Origin of the sequence: Pseudomonas sp. CFBP 13727, from assembly GCF_014841915.1 — a bacterium.
Taxonomy (GTDB): Bacteria; Pseudomonadota; Gammaproteobacteria; order Pseudomonadales; family Pseudomonadaceae; genus Aquipseudomonas; species Aquipseudomonas baltica.
Window position 1 is genome coordinate 1,568,439 of record NZ_JACYUT010000001.1, and the last position, 15,475, is coordinate 1,583,913.

Genomic DNA, 15,475 nt, shown 5'->3' on the forward strand with positions numbered 1-15,475 from the left:
GGCGTGATCAATGCACCGGCGTAAGCCCGCTTTCCTGAATGGCGAGACGGGCTGCCGGTGTGCTCAGGTACTGCAGCAATGCGGCGGCCTCTTCAGGGTGGGCGCTGGTACGCGTGACACCGCCCGAATACAAAGTCATCTTCTGCACCGCATCGGGAATCAGGCCGACTATATCGATGCCCGGTACCGCCTTGAGCTCGCTCAATTGCTGGAAACCCAGTTGCACATCGCCCCGAGCAACCACGGCACCCACAGGTTCGCTGTCTACCAGGCTGCTTTTGTCGCGAAGCTGTTCGGCCAGTTTCATCCGCGGAAACAGCAGGTGCGACAGGTACAGGCCGCTGGTGCTGTTGGAGTAGGCCAGCGAGCGGGCGTCTATCAGCGTCTTGCGAAAAGCGTCGACACTGCCGATGTCTGGCTTGGCCTCACCTTGGCGTACGGCCATGGCAATGAAGGACTTGCCGACATCCACGCGAGGTTCGCGCTGCACTTCACCCAATTGAATGAGTTTGTTCAACGCGGCATCTTCGGTGAGTACCAGGTCGGCACGCTCGCCGCGCTCCAGCCGACTGGAGATGGCCATGGGGTTGTCGCCGATGGCAGGCGAAGGCAGCACGGTGACCTTGATGCCGGTGGCTTTTTCGTATTCGACGACGATGGTCTGCATGGCACTGACCACGCCGCCGGACCCGAGCAGGGACAACTGCACCGGTGGTGGCGCCTTCTGCGCGTGGGCAGCGCTGGAGCCGAGCAATACACAAGCCAGCAGAGCGCTGGTGAGCCGTTTGGTCATGACGATATGATCCCGAAAGTGAAGATGAAGCCTGGCCGATGACTGGCCAGAGGCACAGCGGACGAGTGCGGTGATGGTCGACCGCCTCGCGAAGAAGGATAAGTTTACGCGCAATCGGCCAAAAGCCAGGATCAGGTTGCCATTTAAAAAGGTGATGTTCGGCAATTGCAACGTCGAGAAACAATTTCAGCCCTGGCCGCGCAAACGTGCGATGCAAGCAATCACGACACTTTGGCAGGATCTGTGGGGTAACTGTCATTTACCCTTTTACCGTTCAGCTCGATGATGCGTGCTCCAGACTGGAGTGACCGTATGTCCAAGGCCTTGCCCCCCGAATTGCAGATTTTCGACCGCCCGTTGCAGGTTGTCATCCTGCTCTACCCCGGTATCGAGATTCTCGACTTCGCCGGGCCGTACGAAGTGTTCAGCGTTGCCACCCGCGTTGCGCTGCGCGACGGTTTGAGCATTCACGCGCCATTCGTGGTCAGCACGGTTGCGGCCAGTCGCGACCTGCTCACCGCCCGCTACGAGCTGCGAGTGCAGCCCGACGCCCAGTTCGATGAAGAGGTGCACAGCGATGTGCTGATCGTGCCGGGGGGCGTGATCGATCAACCTGTAAATGACCCGAATACCCTCGCGTGGGTGCGGCGGATGGCGGCGACGACCGGGTTGCTCACTTCGGTATGCAGTGGCGCGTTGATCCTGGCCAAGGCTGGCCTGCTGGAGGGGCAGAGCGTCACCACCCATTGGGCCGACATCCAGGAGCTGCGCGACAGCAACCCGGACCTCGATGTGCGGGAGAATGTGCCCTATGTCGATGCTGGCAGCCTGGTCACCAGCGCCGGGATTTCCGCCGGCATCGACATGAGCCTGCATCTGGTGGCACGCCTGCTCGGTGCCGATGCGGCGCGCCTGACCGCTCGGCAGATGCAGTACGAGTGGCACGATATGCCACGGTAGAGCGTCAGCTCTTGTCGTTGCGAAACATCTGGCGAATGCCACGCACGGCCTGCCGAATGCGATCCTGGTTTTCGATCAGCGCAAAACGTACGTGGTCGTCGCCATAGTCACCGAAGCCGATGCCGGGCGAGACGCAGACCTTGGCTTCGGCCAGCAGCTTCTTGGCAAACTCGAGCGAGCCCATGTGCGCGTAGGCCTCCGGAATCTTGGCCCAGACATACATCGACGCCTTGGGGTTCTCGACCATCCAGCCCAGTTCGTGCAAGCCTTTGACCAGCACGTTGCGGCGCTGGCGGTACTGCTCGGCGATGTCCTTCACACACTGTTGATCGCCTTCGAGCGCGGCGATGGCTGCGACCTGCAACGGCGTGAACGTGCCGTAATCGTGGTAGCTCTTGATGCGTGCCAACGCATTGACCAGCTCGGGATTGCCGACCATGAAGCCGATCCGCCAGCCAGCCATGTTGTAGCTCTTGGACAGGGTGAAGAATTCGACGGCGATGTCCTTGGCGCCCGGCACTTGCATGATCGACGGCGCTTTCCAGCCGTCGTAGACGATATCGGCATAGGCCAGGTCATGCACCACCAAGACGTCGTAGCGCTTGGCGAGGGCCACCACCCGCTCGAAGAAATCCAGTTCCACACACTGGGCGGTCGGGTTGGAGGGAAAGCCCAAAATCATCATCTTCGGCTTGGGAATGGATTCGCGGATCGCCCTCTCCAGCTCGTTGAAGAAGTCCACGCCCGGCACCAGCGGCACCGAGCGCACCTGGGCGCCGGCGATCACCGCACCGTAGATATGAATCGGGTAGCTGGGGTTGGGCACCAGCACGGTATCACCCTGATCGAGCGTAGCCAGCATCAGGTGCGCCAGACCCTCTTTCGAGCCAATGGTGACGATGGCTTCGTCTTCAGGGTCGATATCGACCGCATAGCGGTCCTTGTACCAGCGCGAAATGGCCCGGCGCAGCCGCGGGATGCCGCGGGAAGTGGAGTAGCCGTGAGTATCTTCGCGCTGGGCAACGGTCACCAGCTTGTCGACGATATGGGGTGGCGTGGCGCCGTCGGGGTTGCCCATGCTCAGGTCGATGATGTCTTCGCCGCGCCGACGCGCAGCCATCTTCAACTCGGCGGTGATATTGAACACATAGGGGGGGAGACGATCGATGCGCGCAAAGCGGCGCGGGCGAACAGGTTCGGCCATGACTTCCTCGGATACGTAAGCGCCCGGAACCGTCCGAGCGACGTTGGCCACTGCGGTGGCCAGCCCGAAAGATAACGGGGCCGATGCGGGGATGTAAAGCGCAATATGCGGTGCGGACCCAACCTTTGCCCCAAAAAAAGCCCCGGAACTGTTCGGTCCGGGGCGTTTTTATCGCTGCAGCAGGGTCAATGCGCGTAGGTCAGCAACAGCTCGCCCGGCGCCTTGAAATCCAGGGACATCATTACGCTCAACGCGGTGATGGTGAAGATCGAGAACACGAACAGCTTGCGCGCCCAGACCTTGTCATCGACCGCCTTGTAACCTGTCCAGGCCATGTACAACCAGTACATGCCCATGGCTGCGGCAACTGCGAGGTAGCTCATGCCGGCATAGCCACCCAGGGTCAGCATCAGCGTCGCCAGGAGGAAAGCCAGGATGTAGATCAGGATATGCTTCTTCGCCACCACGATACCCCGCTTGACCGGGAGCACCGGAATCGAAGCCGCCAGGTAATCGTTGAAGCGGAAGATTGCGATCGCATACGAATGGGGCATCTGCCACAGGCTGAACATCACCAGCAACGTCAGTGCCGCCAGATCGAAGCTGTTGCTCACTGCCACGTAACCGATCACCGGAGGCATGGCACCGGACAGGCTGCCGACCAGAGTGCCGTGCACCGATTTGCGCTTCAGATAAAGGCTGTAGAAGCCCACGTAGATGACGAAGCCGATCAAGCCGCACAGGGCCGCCAGCGGGTTGGCCAATGCGTACAGCATGACCATCCCGGCAACCCCCAGCAGCGTGGCGAAGATCAGTGCGACCTTCACCGAAATCTGCCCCTGAACCAACGCGCGATTCTTGGTGCGCTCCATCTTCACGTCGATGTCACGGTCGATGCAGTTGTTGAATGCACAGCCCGACGCCACTACCAGCGATGTACCGATCACCGTGGCCAGAAACAGCCCGATGTCGACATGCCCTTGAGAGGCCAGGAAGAACCCACCTGCCACGGAAAGCACGTTACCGAAAATGATCCCCGGTTTGGTGATTTGGATAAAGTGCTTTACGGACATGTCCGGGTTCCTTACTTCGCCATCATGAAGTGATGGATGCTGAACATGATCCACAGCGACAGGCCTACCAGGAACGCGATGATCAACGCAGAGAACACGAAGGCAATCACGTTCCAGCGCTGTTCGGACGTGCGGTCCAGGTGCAGGAAGTAGACCAGGTGAACCAGCACCTGAATCACCGCGAAGATCATCACGATCCACAGGGTGGCTTCCTTGGACATGCTCGGAAACATCACCAGGCCGAACGGAATCGCGGTCAGGATGACCGACAGCACGAAACCGATCATGTACGACTTGTAGCTACCGTGGCTGCTACCGGCCGAAGTGGTATGAGGGTTTGCCATTTACAGAGCTCCCATCAGATAGACGACGGTGAACACGCAGATCCAGACCACGTCCAGGAAGTGCCAGAACAGGCTGAGGCAGCTCATGCGCGTGTTGTTGGTTGCGGTCAGGCCTTTGGATTTGACCTGGGCGATCAGCACCGCCATCCAGATCAAGCCGCTGGTCACGTGCAGGCCGTGGGTACCGACCAGGGTGAAGAAACCGGTCAGGAAGCCGCTGCGCTGCGGGCCGAAGCCCTCTTCGATCAACTTGTGGAACTCGTAGATTTCCATCGCGATGAAGCCTGCGCCCAGCAGGAAAGTGACGAACAGCCACTTCATCACACCGCTTTTGTCGTTGCTGTGCAGCGCCAGCATGGCGAAGCCATAGGTAATGGAGCTGAACAGCAGCAGTGCGGTTTCGGCTGCCACGAAGGGCAGCTCGAAGATGTCGTGGCCCGAGGGGCCACCGGCAACGTTGTTAACCAGTACTGCGTAGGCGGCGAAGATCGACGCGAACAGGATGCAGTCGGTCATCAGGTAGATCCAGAAACCGAAGACAGTCATGCCCCCGGAATCGTGATGATCGTGATCGTCATGACCGTGCTCGTGCTCGTGAGCCACTTCCGCGTTTAGGGTTGCGTTAGACATTGTTTAAGCCTTCTCCACCGTGGAGTTCAGACGAGAATCAACTCGTGCGGCGTTTGCCAGGCGAGCCATGCGTTCACCTTCGATACGAGCGACTTCTTCAGCCGGTACGTAGTAGTCGATGTCATCGTCATAGCTGCGCACGATCAAGGTGATGACCATGCCGGCCAGACCGATCGCAGCCGCCCACCAGATGTGCCAGATGGCAGCGAAACCCAGAATCAAACCGAAGAACGACATCAGCACGCCCATACCGGTGTTGCGCGGCATGTGGATCTGCTTGTAGTCCGCAGCGTTGGCAGTGGCTTCACCACGTTCCTTCATGCCCCAGTAAGCGTCCAGGTCGGAAACCACTGGTTGCTCGGCGAAGTTGTAGAACGGTGGTGGCGACGAAGTCGACCACTCCAGGGTACGGCCATCCCATGGGTCGCCCGAGACGTCCTGGTTCAGATGACGGTCGCGGATCGAGACATAGAGTTGCAGCAGCATGAAGCCGATACCGGCGGCCACGAACAGCGCGCCGACGAAAGCCACGTACAGCCACGGCGTCCAGTCTGGGTTGTCGGTGTGGTTCAGGCGACGGGTCATGCCCATGAAGCCCAGCACGTACAGCGGCATGAACGCCAGGTAGAAACCTACCAGCCAGCACCAGAAGGAGTACTTGCCCAGGCGCTCGTTGAGCTTGAAGCCGAAGGCTTTCGGGAACCAGAAAGTGAAGCCGGCCAGGTAACCGAATACCGCACCGCCGATGATCACGTTGTGGAAGTGAGCGATCAGGAACAGGCTGTTGTGCAACACGAAGTCAGCACCGGGCACTGCCAGCAGAACGCCGGTCATGCCGCCGATGCTGAAGGTCACGATGAAACCGATGGTCCACAGCATCGGAGTGGTGAACTCGATGCGGCCGCGGTACATGGTGAACAGCCAGGTGAAGATCTTCACACCCGTCGGGATCGCGATCACCATCGTCATGATGCCGAAGAAGGCGTTGACGTTGGCACCCGAACCCATGGTGAAGAAGTGGTGCAGCCAGACGATGAACGACAGCACGGTGATGGCGATGGTTGCCCATACCAGCGACACGTAACCGAACAGGCGCTTGCGGCAGAACGTCGAAGTGACTTCCGAGAACACACCGAATGCCGGCAGGATAAGGATGTACACCTCGGGGTGACCCCAGGCCCAGAACAGGTTGACGTACATCATCGGGTTCCCACCAAGCTCGTTGGTGAAGAAGTGGAAGCCCAGATAACGGTCAAGCGTCAGCATGAACAGTACAGCGGTGAGGATCGGGAACGATGCAGCGATCAGTACAGCGGTGCACAGGCAGTTCCAGGTGAACACCGGCATTTTCATCAGGGTCATGCCGGGCGCACGCATCTTCAGGATGGTGACGATGAAGTTGACGCCCGTCAGCAATGTACCCAGACCGGATATCTGCAATGCCCAGATGTAGTAGTCGACACCGACTCCGGGACTGTATTGGATGCCCGCCAGCGGTGGATACGCCACCCAGCCCGTCTTGCCGAACTCGCCGACCCCCAGGGAGATGTTGACCAGCAGCGCGCCGACCACGAACAGCCAGAAGCTGACCGAGTTCAGGAACGGAAAGGCTACGTCGCGTGCGCCGATCTGCAGCGGCACGACGATGTTCATCAGACCGATCATGAATGGCATGGCCATGAAGATGATCATGATCACACCGTGAGCGGTGAAGATCTGGTCATAGTGCTCGGGCGGCAGGAAGCCGGTCGAGCCAGCAGTGGCCACTGCCTGTTGCGAGCGCATCATGATGGCGTCGGCAAAGCCCCGCAACAGCATGACCAGGGCAACGGCGATGTACATGACGCCGATTTTCTTGTGGTCGACCGACGTGAACCACTCGGTCCACAGGTACGTCCACTTCTTGTGATAGGTGATCAGACCGAACACCACCGCCCCGAGCAGCGCAACGACGGCAAGTGTCACCATCACTATCGGCTCGTGGAAGGGCACCGCTTCCAGACTAAGTTTACCGAACATCTTTTACTCCTCTGCCCCAGCAGCTGAATTCTTGCCCATGTCCATCCCTTCGTTCGAGGCCTGTTTCCCCTCGTGGCTGACGCCTTTGCCTGGGTTCATCCCTTCATACTTGTCGATGATGGTCTGGAACAGGTTCGGAACGTACGAGGAATACAGCTCGACCGGGTTTTTCTCGCTAGGTTTGGCCAGCGCTTCGTAGGTAGCTGCATCGAGCTGCTTAGGCGCGCTCTTCACTTCACTGACCCATGCATCGAAATCGGCCTGGGTCGTAGCGACTGCTTTGAACTTCATGCCGGTGAAGCCTGCACCACTGTAGTTCGCGGAAATGCCGTCGAACTCGCCATTTTCATTGGCGATCAGGTGCAGCTGCGTCTGCATGCCGGCCATCGCGTAGATCTGGCCGCCAAGCTGCGGAATGAAGAACGAGTTCATGACCGAGTCGGAAGTGATGCGGAAGTTGACCGGTACATTCGCCGGGAAGACGATCTTGTTGACCGTGGCGATGCCTTGTTCCGGATAGATGAACAGCCACTTCCAGTCCAGCGCCACGACCTGGATGGTCACCGGCTTGTGCTCGGATTCCAGCGGACGGTAGGGGTCCAGGTGATGAGTCGACACATAGGTCACGTAACCCAGCGCGATGATGATCAGCAGCGGGATGCCCCATACCACCAGTTCGATCTTGGTGGAGTGCGCCCATTCAGGCGTGTAGGTCGCTTCCTTGTTCGAGGCACGGTACTTCCAGGCGAACGCGAGCGCCATGACGATGACCGGGATCACCACCAGCAACATCAGCCCGGTGGCGATGTAGATCAGGTTGCGTTCGTCGATGCCCACCTGCCCTTTCGAGTCGATCAGGGTCCACTTGCACCCGCCGAGAAAAAGCATGCCTAAAAAGGGCAGTATGCCAAACAGTCTGGGGTAACGCTTTTTACTCATCTCACGACCTCTAGAGCAGCTTGCTTCAATGCAATTGTGTTTTGGTAGCCAACACTTCGACCTGCCAAGCGCCAGCATTTATATCGGGATTGAATACGGACATGCCAGGCTCGCAGTTGCTGCGGGATGACAAGACCGGTCTGGAGCGGTGCAGCTGTCATGACGTGCGCAGCCGAAGGGCTGCATACTCCTTCCCTTGAGTGCACGGACCACGCAAGGGTTCAGCCAGGCAGTGCCAACGGTACGAAAAGTGCCTGTCATTGGTGCATGCGACCACCTGACCTGCCCTTTTTGAGGCACTGACCCACTGAAATTTCCGCGATTGTAGTGAGCCTATTACCCATTGACTACGACTAATCCGGCAACAGGTATTTCCAAATTATGCAACAATCCGACGCACTTTCAAAGCCTTGCGACACGATGTCGCACCCCGGCCAACCCTCGCAAAGGCCCGTAATTACGAGGCTTTTGCAAACTCAAGGGCGACACGTTGCCACATTCGCGCCTTTACCCCATCAACGGGTAATTGGATTCCGGCACGAATAATGACCGGGCGTGCGTGCTGGAATACTCAGCGGCGAGTGCGATTGCGATAGATGCCCAGTGGTACAAGAATAGCCGTCATCACGAAAGCTACCAGCGCCCATTGCGCCAGCGACAGGCCCAGCACCGGTGGATAGGGCGTGGAGCAGAACCCCTGCACCTGGAACACACTGGGCATCAGATTGGCCAGGGGCAGACCGTCGACGATGGGTTGCAACGTGTCGAGGCCGCAGCTGACCGCTGGATTGGCCAGCACCCACGCATGGCGCCCGGCGGCTGCGATACCACCCAGCGCACTGAGCACCACCAGCCCTTCGCACAGGGTCACGCCGGTACGGCCGCGCATGGCCGCGCCGATGAACGCGAACAGGGCAATGAACAACAGGGCGTAACGTTGCAGGATGCACAGCGGGCATGGCGCCTCGCCCAGCACGATCTGCATGTACAGCGCGCCGCCGATCAGGGCCAGGCAGATCACTCCCAGCAGCACCAGGAAACGGCGTTCGCGGTTCAGGCGCAAGTTGACTTCGTTCATTGCAGCTTTCCCTTCACAGGCCAAAACGGGCGGGTTTTCGATGGGCGCCAGTCTACACGCTGACTCGCGCGGACGACTGTAGGAAAAATCCGGAAATACGATGTAACCGGAGATTTCCGCCAACCTCGCTACAGTTATGCCTTGTCGATTAAACCGACGTTAAGACCCTGCTCGCAGCCTGTCGACGATCGCGTTAAAGCCTGCGCACGCCGAGTCGATACATAGGCAACGCACTCGATGGGTCGACTGTTCACGGCCCTGCATCGGTTTCATCAAGAAGGTTCACATGGCATCCCAGAACGCCCGCGCAGATTCCCTTTCGCTGTTGCTGTTCACCTTGCGCAGCGGCAAGTTGATGGCCATCAACCTGCTCAAGGTCAGCGAGATCATCCCCTGCCCTGCCCTGACCCGGCTTCCCGAAGCGCACCCGCACGTCAAGGGCGTGGCAACCCTGCGTGGCCAGGCGTTGTCCGTCATCGACCTGAGCCGAGCGATCGGTGAACAGCCATTGCTCGACCCTTCCGGCGGTTGCCTGATCGTCACCGACGTCAGCCGCTCCAAGCAGGGCCTGCACGTACAGGCTGTCAGCCGCATCGTCCATTGCCTGAGCACCGATATTCGTCCGCCGCCCTACGGCTCGGGTACCAAGTCGTTCATCACCGGCGTTACCCAGGTGGACGGTGCCTTGGTGCAGGTGCTGGATATCGAGAAAGTCATCCACGGTATCGCCCCGGCGCGACTGCAGGGCGACCCTCAACGCTTGAGCGATGCCGACGCGCGCTGCCTTGCCAACGCCAGGATCCTGGTCGTGGACGACAGCCATGTGGCGCTGCAGCAGTCGCTCATCACCCTGCGCACACTGGGCATCGAATGCCGCACGGCGCGCAGCGCCCGCGAGGCGATCGATTGCCTGCTGGAGCTGCAGGGTACCGATGCGCAGATCAATGTGTTGGTATCGGATATCGAGATGTCGGAAATGGACGGCTATGCGCTGACCCGCACGCTGCGCGATACACCGGACTTCAAGGACCTCTACGTCCTGCTGCACACCTCGCTGGACAGCACGATGAACAGCGAGAAGGCGCGCCTGGCCGGTGCCAACGCGGTGCTGACCAAGTTTTCCTCTCCGGAACTCACCGGCTGCCTGATCACCGCGGCCCGCTTCGTCACGGAGCAGGCACGCTGAAACAGCCGGGGCCTGGCGCAGGCGTCCAGGTACGCAGATGAACATCAGTTGGGCATAATGGCTGCCTATTCACAAGGCGCAGGAACCACGACCATGAAAACCTACCTGACCCTGTTGCTCGCACTCGGCGGCTTCACCACCCACGCGATGGCATCGACCGACCAGGCGTGGGCGGAACACGACAAGCGCGTCGCCAGCACCTGCCTGAAAGCCACCACGTTGAAACAGGCCCGAGTGGCCAGCGCTCCCGCCGAGTTCGAAGACCGCGTGGGCTATACCGCAGTGCTCATTCAAGGCCGCTACCCGCAGGCGCACATGAAGAACCAGCCTGGCGCAGAACTCTGCCTGTACCAAAAACAGAGCCGCAAGGCGTTCGTGACCCCGTGGGATTCGGTACAGGGCAAGTAGCGTCACAGCAAAATGAATGCGTAGAGAATACTGATGAACGGCACGTTGCCAGCTTTCTCGTCGAGGGCCTCCAGGGCCGCGAACTTGAGCATGAACGAGGCGACTACCAGCACCCTTACCCACGGCACGCGGGTCGACAGCAACACCAGCATGCCCAGGGCGAGGGCCAGTTGAAATGCACAGCATTTGATCGCCGCCGGCAGCGTGCTGACGTACAGCAACGCCAGCATCACGGGAATCAGACTCGCCAGCAGCAATCCTTTGCCATACTTCACACAGTCCATAACGATCACTGGCCTTCCTTCATTTATCGACTTGTTGTAAGGAAGAAAGTCTCTGGTGATCAACTGGGCGGCGCTATAGGTCTATTCAGCGCAACTCGTAGGAAAAACCCGATAGATACTGTTGGTGTATTTCCAGCGAAGCCGAACGATTTTTTCCCTTCCGAATCAGGAGCGCGCGGCAGGCGTAGCCTGCGCACGACCAATCACGCCGGGGCTTGGGCTTGGCAAGGCGACGCGACTAAGGTCAAACTGCCAGCTCTTCCCCCTGCCGGTGTCCGATACGCATGCGCATAGCCATCCGACCGCTGTTACTGGCAGGCTTGCTGCTTGTCGTCGTGTCAGGCGCGGCCTGGCTGCTGCTCGATCGCACTGCAGCGAACAAGCCAGTGCCGGCAATGCCCATCCCGGTGCGTGTAGTCGCCGTGGTGCAGGCCGATGTGCCGCGTTATCTCACCGGTATCGGCTCGGTGCTTTCGCTGCACAGCGTGACCGTGCGCGCGCAGGTCGATGGGGTTCTGGCGCAGGTCGCCGTGAAGGAAGGCCAATGGGTGAACAAGGGTGATGCGCTGGCCAGCATCGACGATCGAGCCATTCGCGCCAGCCTTGCTCAGGCACGGGCGCAAGCCAGCCAGAGCCACGCGCAGTTGCAGGTGGCAGGGGTCAATCTGCGCCGCTACAAGGACCTGAGTCGCGACAATGGTATTTCGCGCCAGTTGCTCGACGAACAGCAGGCCCTGTTCGACCAGCTCACCGCGACCTTGCAAGGCAATCAGGCCGCCATCGCTGCCGCTCAGGTGCAGTTGTCCTACACCCAGATTCACTCTCCGGTGACCGGTCGGGTCGGTATCCGCCGAGTGGATCCGGGCAACTTCCTGCGTGTCAGCGATGCCGAAGGCTTGTTCACAGTGACCCAGATCGACCCCATCGCAGTGGAATTCTCGCTCCCCCAGCAGGAGCTGGCGACGTTGCAGTCCTTGCTCGACCGGCCGCAGCCGGCAGTGGTGCGCGCCTACCTCGATGGCGATACCGAAACGGGCAAGCTGGTGGGTGAGGGTCACCTGACGCTGCTCGACAATCAGATTGCCGCAAGCACCGGAACCATCCGCGCCAAGGCCGAGTTTCACAACGACCGACACACCCTGTGGCCAGGCCAACTGGTCAGTGTCGGCTTGCAGGTCGGCGTCGAACGCAACGCTCTGGTGGTGCCGTTGCCCGTAGTGCAGCGCGGTATCGAGGGCCATTATGTGTACCGCGTGACAGACGCCAAAGTCGAGCAGGTGCCGGTGCAGGTGCGCTACCAGACGTCGACCCAAAGCTTGATAGACGGCGTTGCTGCGGGCGACGTGCTGGTCAGTGACGGGCAATCGCGGTTGAGGCCGGGAGCCCGCGTACAGGTGCTCGAGCCAACGGTGGACAACGCAGCGACCTTGCGATGAGCACCGGGCGCTCGATCAGCGCCTGGTGCATCGACCATCCGGTGGCAACCGTGCTGCTGACCCTGGCGCTGGTGTTGCTCGGTGGCCTGGCCTTCACCCGGCTGGCGATCGCGCCACTGCCCGAAGCGGACTTCCCGACCATCCAGGTCAACGCGCAACTGCCCGGCGCCAGTCCACAGACCATGGCGTCTTCGGTGGCCACGCCGCTGGAGGTGCAGTTCAGCGCCATTCCCGGCATGACCCAGATGACTTCCAGCAGCGCCCTGGGCTCGACCAACCTGATCCTGCAGTTCAGCCTGAGCAAAAGCATCGACACCGCCGCCCAGGAGGTCCAGGCGGCGATCAACACGGCAGCCGGACGCTTGCCGCAGGACATGCCCAATCTGCCGACCTGGCGCAAGGTCAATCCGGGAGACAGCCCGGTGCTGATCCTCAGCGTGAGTTCGGCGCAGATGCCCACCCACGTGTTGAGCGACTACACCGAAACCCTGCTGGCCAGGCAACTGAGCCAGATCGAGGGCGTTGGCCAGGTCTACATCACCGGCCAGCAACGCCCGGCGATCCGTGTGCAGGCAGCCCCAGAGCGCCTCGCAGCGCTGGAGCTGACGCTTGCCGACCTACGCGGTGCCATCCAACAGACCAGCCTGAACCTGGCCAAGGGTGCTCTGTACGGTGACACCAGCGTGTCCACACTGGCCACCAACGACCAGCTCTTCGAGGCTCATGAGTACGCGCAGCTGGTGGTGGCCTACCGTAATGGCGCACCGGTACAACTCAAGGACGTCGCGACCGTGATCAAGGGTGCGGAGAACGCCTATGTGCAATCCTGGTCGGGTGATCAGCCAGGCTTGAACCTGACGATCTTCCGCCAGCCCGGTGCGAACATCGTCGACACGGTCGACCGCATACTGGCCGCCATGCCACGCCTGCAGGAGATGCTGCCGGCAAGCGTGGATGTCACCGTACTCAACGACCGCACCCAGACCATCCGTGCATCACTGCACGAAGTGGAGCTGACGCTGCTGATCGCCGTGCTGCTGGTGGTGGCCGTCATGGCCCTGTTCCTGCGCCAGTTGTCGGCCACGCTGATCGTGTCCAGCGTGCTGGGCGTTTCGCTGATCGCAACGTTCGCCGCCATGTACCTGATGGGTTTCAGCCTGAACAACCTGACCCTGGTGGCCATCGTCATCAGTGTCGGTTTCGTGGTCGACGATGCGATCGTGGTGGTGGAGAACATCCATCGCCATCTGGAGGCTGGCGATGGCATGCGTGAAGCGGCGATCAAGGGCGCCAGCGAGATCAGCTTCACGGTAGTGTCGATCAGCTTTTCGCTGATTGCTGCATTCATTCCACTGCTGTTCATGGGCGGCGTGGTCGGGCGCCTGTTCAAGGAATTCGCGCTGACGGCAACCTCTACCATCCTCATTTCGGTGGTGGTTTCCCTGACCCTGGCACCGACGCTATGCGCGCTGTTCATGCGCCGCCCCGCACACGCCGCGCGCGAGGGCTTCAGTGAGCGCCTGCTGGCCTGGTACGACAAAGGTCTGATCCGCGCACTGGCTCACCAGCGCGTCACCCTGGCCGTGTTCGGCTTGACCGTTGCCTTGTCGGTGGCGGGCTACGTGCTCATCCCCAAGGGGTTTTTCCCGGTGCAGGACACCGGCTTCGTTCTTGGCACGACCGAAGCGGCCGCCGACATTTCCTACAAAGACATGCAGGAAAAACACCTTGCCCTGGCCCGTATCGTCGGTGCAGATCCGGCGGTCAGGGCCTATTCCCACGCCGTGGGCGTAACCGGCAGCAACCAGACCATCGCCACCGGGCGATTCTGGATCGGCCTCAAGGAACAGAGCGAACGCGACGTGTCGGCCAGCGCATTCATCGACCGCTTGCGGCCCCAGCTCGCCCAGGTGCCTGGCGTGGTGCTTTACCTGCGCGCCGGACAGGACATCAACCTGAGCGCCGGGCCAAGCCGCAGCCAGTACCAGTACGTGCTCAAGAGCAACGACGGGCCGAGCCTGAACCTGTGGACCGAACGCCTGACCGAACGACTGCGTGCCAACCCGGCCTTTCGCGACCTGTCCAACGACCTGCAGCTGGGTGGCAGCGTGACCCACATCAGCATCGATCGGGTGGCAGCTTCGCGTTTCGGCCTGACCACCAGCGACATCGACCAGGCGCTGTACGATGCATTCGGTCAGCGCCAGATCAACGAATTCCAGACCGAGACCAACCAGTACAAGGTCATTCTGGAACTCAAGGCCGATCAGCGCGGCAAGGCGCAGAGTCTGCAGTACTTCTACCTGCGCTCGCCCCTGACCAACGAAATGGTGCCGCTGTCGGCCGTGGCCAAGGTCGAGGCACCCACTCAGGGCCCGCTGTCGATCAGCCACGATGGCCTGTTTCCGGCGGCCAACCTGTCGTTCAATCTGGCGCCCGGCGTGGCCTTGGGCGAGGCCGTCGGTTTGCTCGAACGCACGCAAGCCGAATTGGCCATGCCCGCGTCTATCTCCGGCAGCTTCCAGGGCGCTGCCCAGGCTTTCCAGAGTTCGCTGGCCAGCCAGCCCTGGCTGATTCTGGCCGCACTGGTGGCGGTCTACATCATTCTCGGCGTGCTGTACGAAAGCTTCGTTCACCCGCTGACCATCATCTCGACCCTGCCATCGGCTGGGCTGGGTGCCTTGTTGCTGCTATGGCTATGGGGACAGGATTTTTCCATCATGGGCTTGATCGGCCTGGTCTTGCTGATCGGGATCGTCAAGAAGAACGGCATTCTGATGATCGACTTCGCCCTGCATGCGCAGCGCAGCGAAGGGCTGGACGCCCGTGAAGCGATTCACAAAGCCTGCCTGACGCGCTTCCGCCCGATCATCATGACCACACTGGCCGCACTGCTGGGCGCACTACCCCTGATGTTCGGCTATGGCGCCGGTGCCGAACTGCGCCAGCCACTGGGCATCGCCGTGGTGGGGGGACTGCTGATCAGCCAAATGCTGACGCTGTTCACCACCCCTGTGATCTATCTGCAACTGGAGCGGCTGTTCCATCGCACCGACGGTTCCAGAACGCCGGCATTGCCGGCCAGCCACTGAACGTCGACCAACAAAAAACGCCCGATGCG

14 protein-coding genes are annotated in these 15,475 nt (G+C 60.6%); 5 read left to right on the forward strand and 9 right to left on the reverse strand.

Going from position 1 to position 15,475, the window contains the following annotated elements:
- Positions 1 to 7: 7 nt before the first annotated feature.
- Positions 8 to 793 (reverse strand): substrate-binding domain-containing protein, encoded by a 786-nt coding sequence (locus IFT76_RS07020; RefSeq protein ID WP_122479580.1) that lies wholly within the window; start codon positions 791 to 793, stop codon positions 8 to 10.
- A gap of 312 nt (positions 794 to 1,105) precedes the next feature.
- On the opposite strand from IFT76_RS07020, the gene IFT76_RS07025 reads away from it, so the two are divergent.
- Positions 1,106 to 1,753 carry a DJ-1/PfpI family protein gene (locus tag IFT76_RS07025; protein WP_192057710.1) on the forward strand — a complete coding sequence of 216 codons (648 nt, stop codon included), beginning with the start codon at positions 1,106 to 1,108 and terminating at the stop codon, positions 1,751 to 1,753.
- 4 nt (positions 1,754 to 1,757) lie between these two features.
- On the opposite strand, the gene alaC is transcribed toward IFT76_RS07025, so the two are convergent.
- The 7 genes from alaC to IFT76_RS07060 all read right to left on the reverse strand — a co-directional run bounded on the left by alaC (position 1,758) and on the right by IFT76_RS07060 (position 9,040).
- The gene (gene alaC, locus IFT76_RS07030) at positions 1,758 to 2,957 is read right to left on the reverse strand and encodes an alanine transaminase (RefSeq protein WP_122479582.1); all 1,200 of its coding nucleotides are present in this window, start codon (positions 2,955 to 2,957) and stop codon (positions 1,758 to 1,760) included.
- 185 nt (positions 2,958 to 3,142) lie between these two features.
- A complete protein-coding gene (cyoE, locus tag IFT76_RS07035; RefSeq protein WP_122479583.1) occupies positions 3,143 to 4,030 on the reverse strand; it encodes a heme o synthase in 888 nt (295 codons plus the stop codon).
- Between the two features lie 11 nt (positions 4,031 to 4,041).
- Complete coding sequence (gene cyoD / locus IFT76_RS07040; RefSeq protein WP_122479584.1) at positions 4,042 to 4,374, reverse strand: cytochrome o ubiquinol oxidase subunit IV; 333 nt, start codon at positions 4,372 to 4,374, stop codon at positions 4,042 to 4,044.
- Entirely contained in the window at positions 4,375 to 5,004 is a 630-nt protein-coding gene (locus tag IFT76_RS07045; protein ID WP_122479585.1) for a cytochrome o ubiquinol oxidase subunit III, read from the reverse strand.
- Between the two features lie 3 nt (positions 5,005 to 5,007).
- Positions 5,008 to 7,023: a cytochrome o ubiquinol oxidase subunit I gene (gene cyoB / locus IFT76_RS07050; RefSeq protein WP_122479586.1), complete on the reverse strand. Its 2,016-nt coding sequence runs from the start codon at positions 7,021 to 7,023 to the stop codon at positions 5,008 to 5,010.
- 3 nt (positions 7,024 to 7,026) lie between these two features.
- Complete coding sequence (gene cyoA / locus IFT76_RS07055) at positions 7,027 to 7,962, reverse strand: ubiquinol oxidase subunit II (RefSeq protein ID WP_122479587.1); 936 nt, start codon at positions 7,960 to 7,962, stop codon at positions 7,027 to 7,029.
- A 571-nt stretch (positions 7,963 to 8,533) separates the two neighbouring features.
- Positions 8,534 to 9,040, reverse strand: coding sequence for a disulfide bond formation protein B (locus IFT76_RS07060; RefSeq protein ID WP_122479588.1), 507 nt, complete (start codon positions 9,038 to 9,040; stop codon positions 8,534 to 8,536).
- A gap of 286 nt (positions 9,041 to 9,326) precedes the next feature.
- Here IFT76_RS07060 and IFT76_RS07065 point away from each other — a divergent pair, with 286 nt between their 5' ends.
- A complete protein-coding gene (locus tag IFT76_RS07065; RefSeq protein WP_122479589.1) occupies positions 9,327 to 10,226 on the forward strand; it encodes a chemotaxis protein in 900 nt (299 codons plus the stop codon).
- Between the two features lie 93 nt (positions 10,227 to 10,319).
- Entirely contained in the window at positions 10,320 to 10,634 is a 315-nt protein-coding gene (locus IFT76_RS07070; protein ID WP_122479590.1) for a hypothetical protein, read from the forward strand.
- 2 nt (positions 10,635 to 10,636) lie between these two features.
- On the opposite strand, the gene IFT76_RS07075 is transcribed toward IFT76_RS07070, so the two are convergent.
- Complete coding sequence (locus IFT76_RS07075) at positions 10,637 to 10,927, reverse strand: hypothetical protein (RefSeq protein WP_163007611.1); 291 nt, start codon at positions 10,925 to 10,927, stop codon at positions 10,637 to 10,639.
- A 275-nt stretch (positions 10,928 to 11,202) separates the two neighbouring features.
- Here IFT76_RS07075 and IFT76_RS07080 point away from each other — a divergent pair, with 275 nt between their 5' ends.
- Both IFT76_RS07080 and IFT76_RS07085 read left to right on the forward strand, forming a co-directional pair.
- A complete protein-coding gene (locus tag IFT76_RS07080; RefSeq protein ID WP_192057711.1) occupies positions 11,203 to 12,354 on the forward strand; it encodes an efflux RND transporter periplasmic adaptor subunit in 1,152 nt (383 codons plus the stop codon).
- Complete coding sequence (locus IFT76_RS07085) at positions 12,351 to 15,446, forward strand: multidrug efflux RND transporter permease subunit (RefSeq protein ID WP_192057712.1); 3,096 nt, start codon at positions 12,351 to 12,353, stop codon at positions 15,444 to 15,446. The genes IFT76_RS07080 and IFT76_RS07085 overlap by 4 nt, the downstream gene beginning before the upstream one ends.
- Positions 15,447 to 15,475 lie beyond the last annotated feature (29 nt).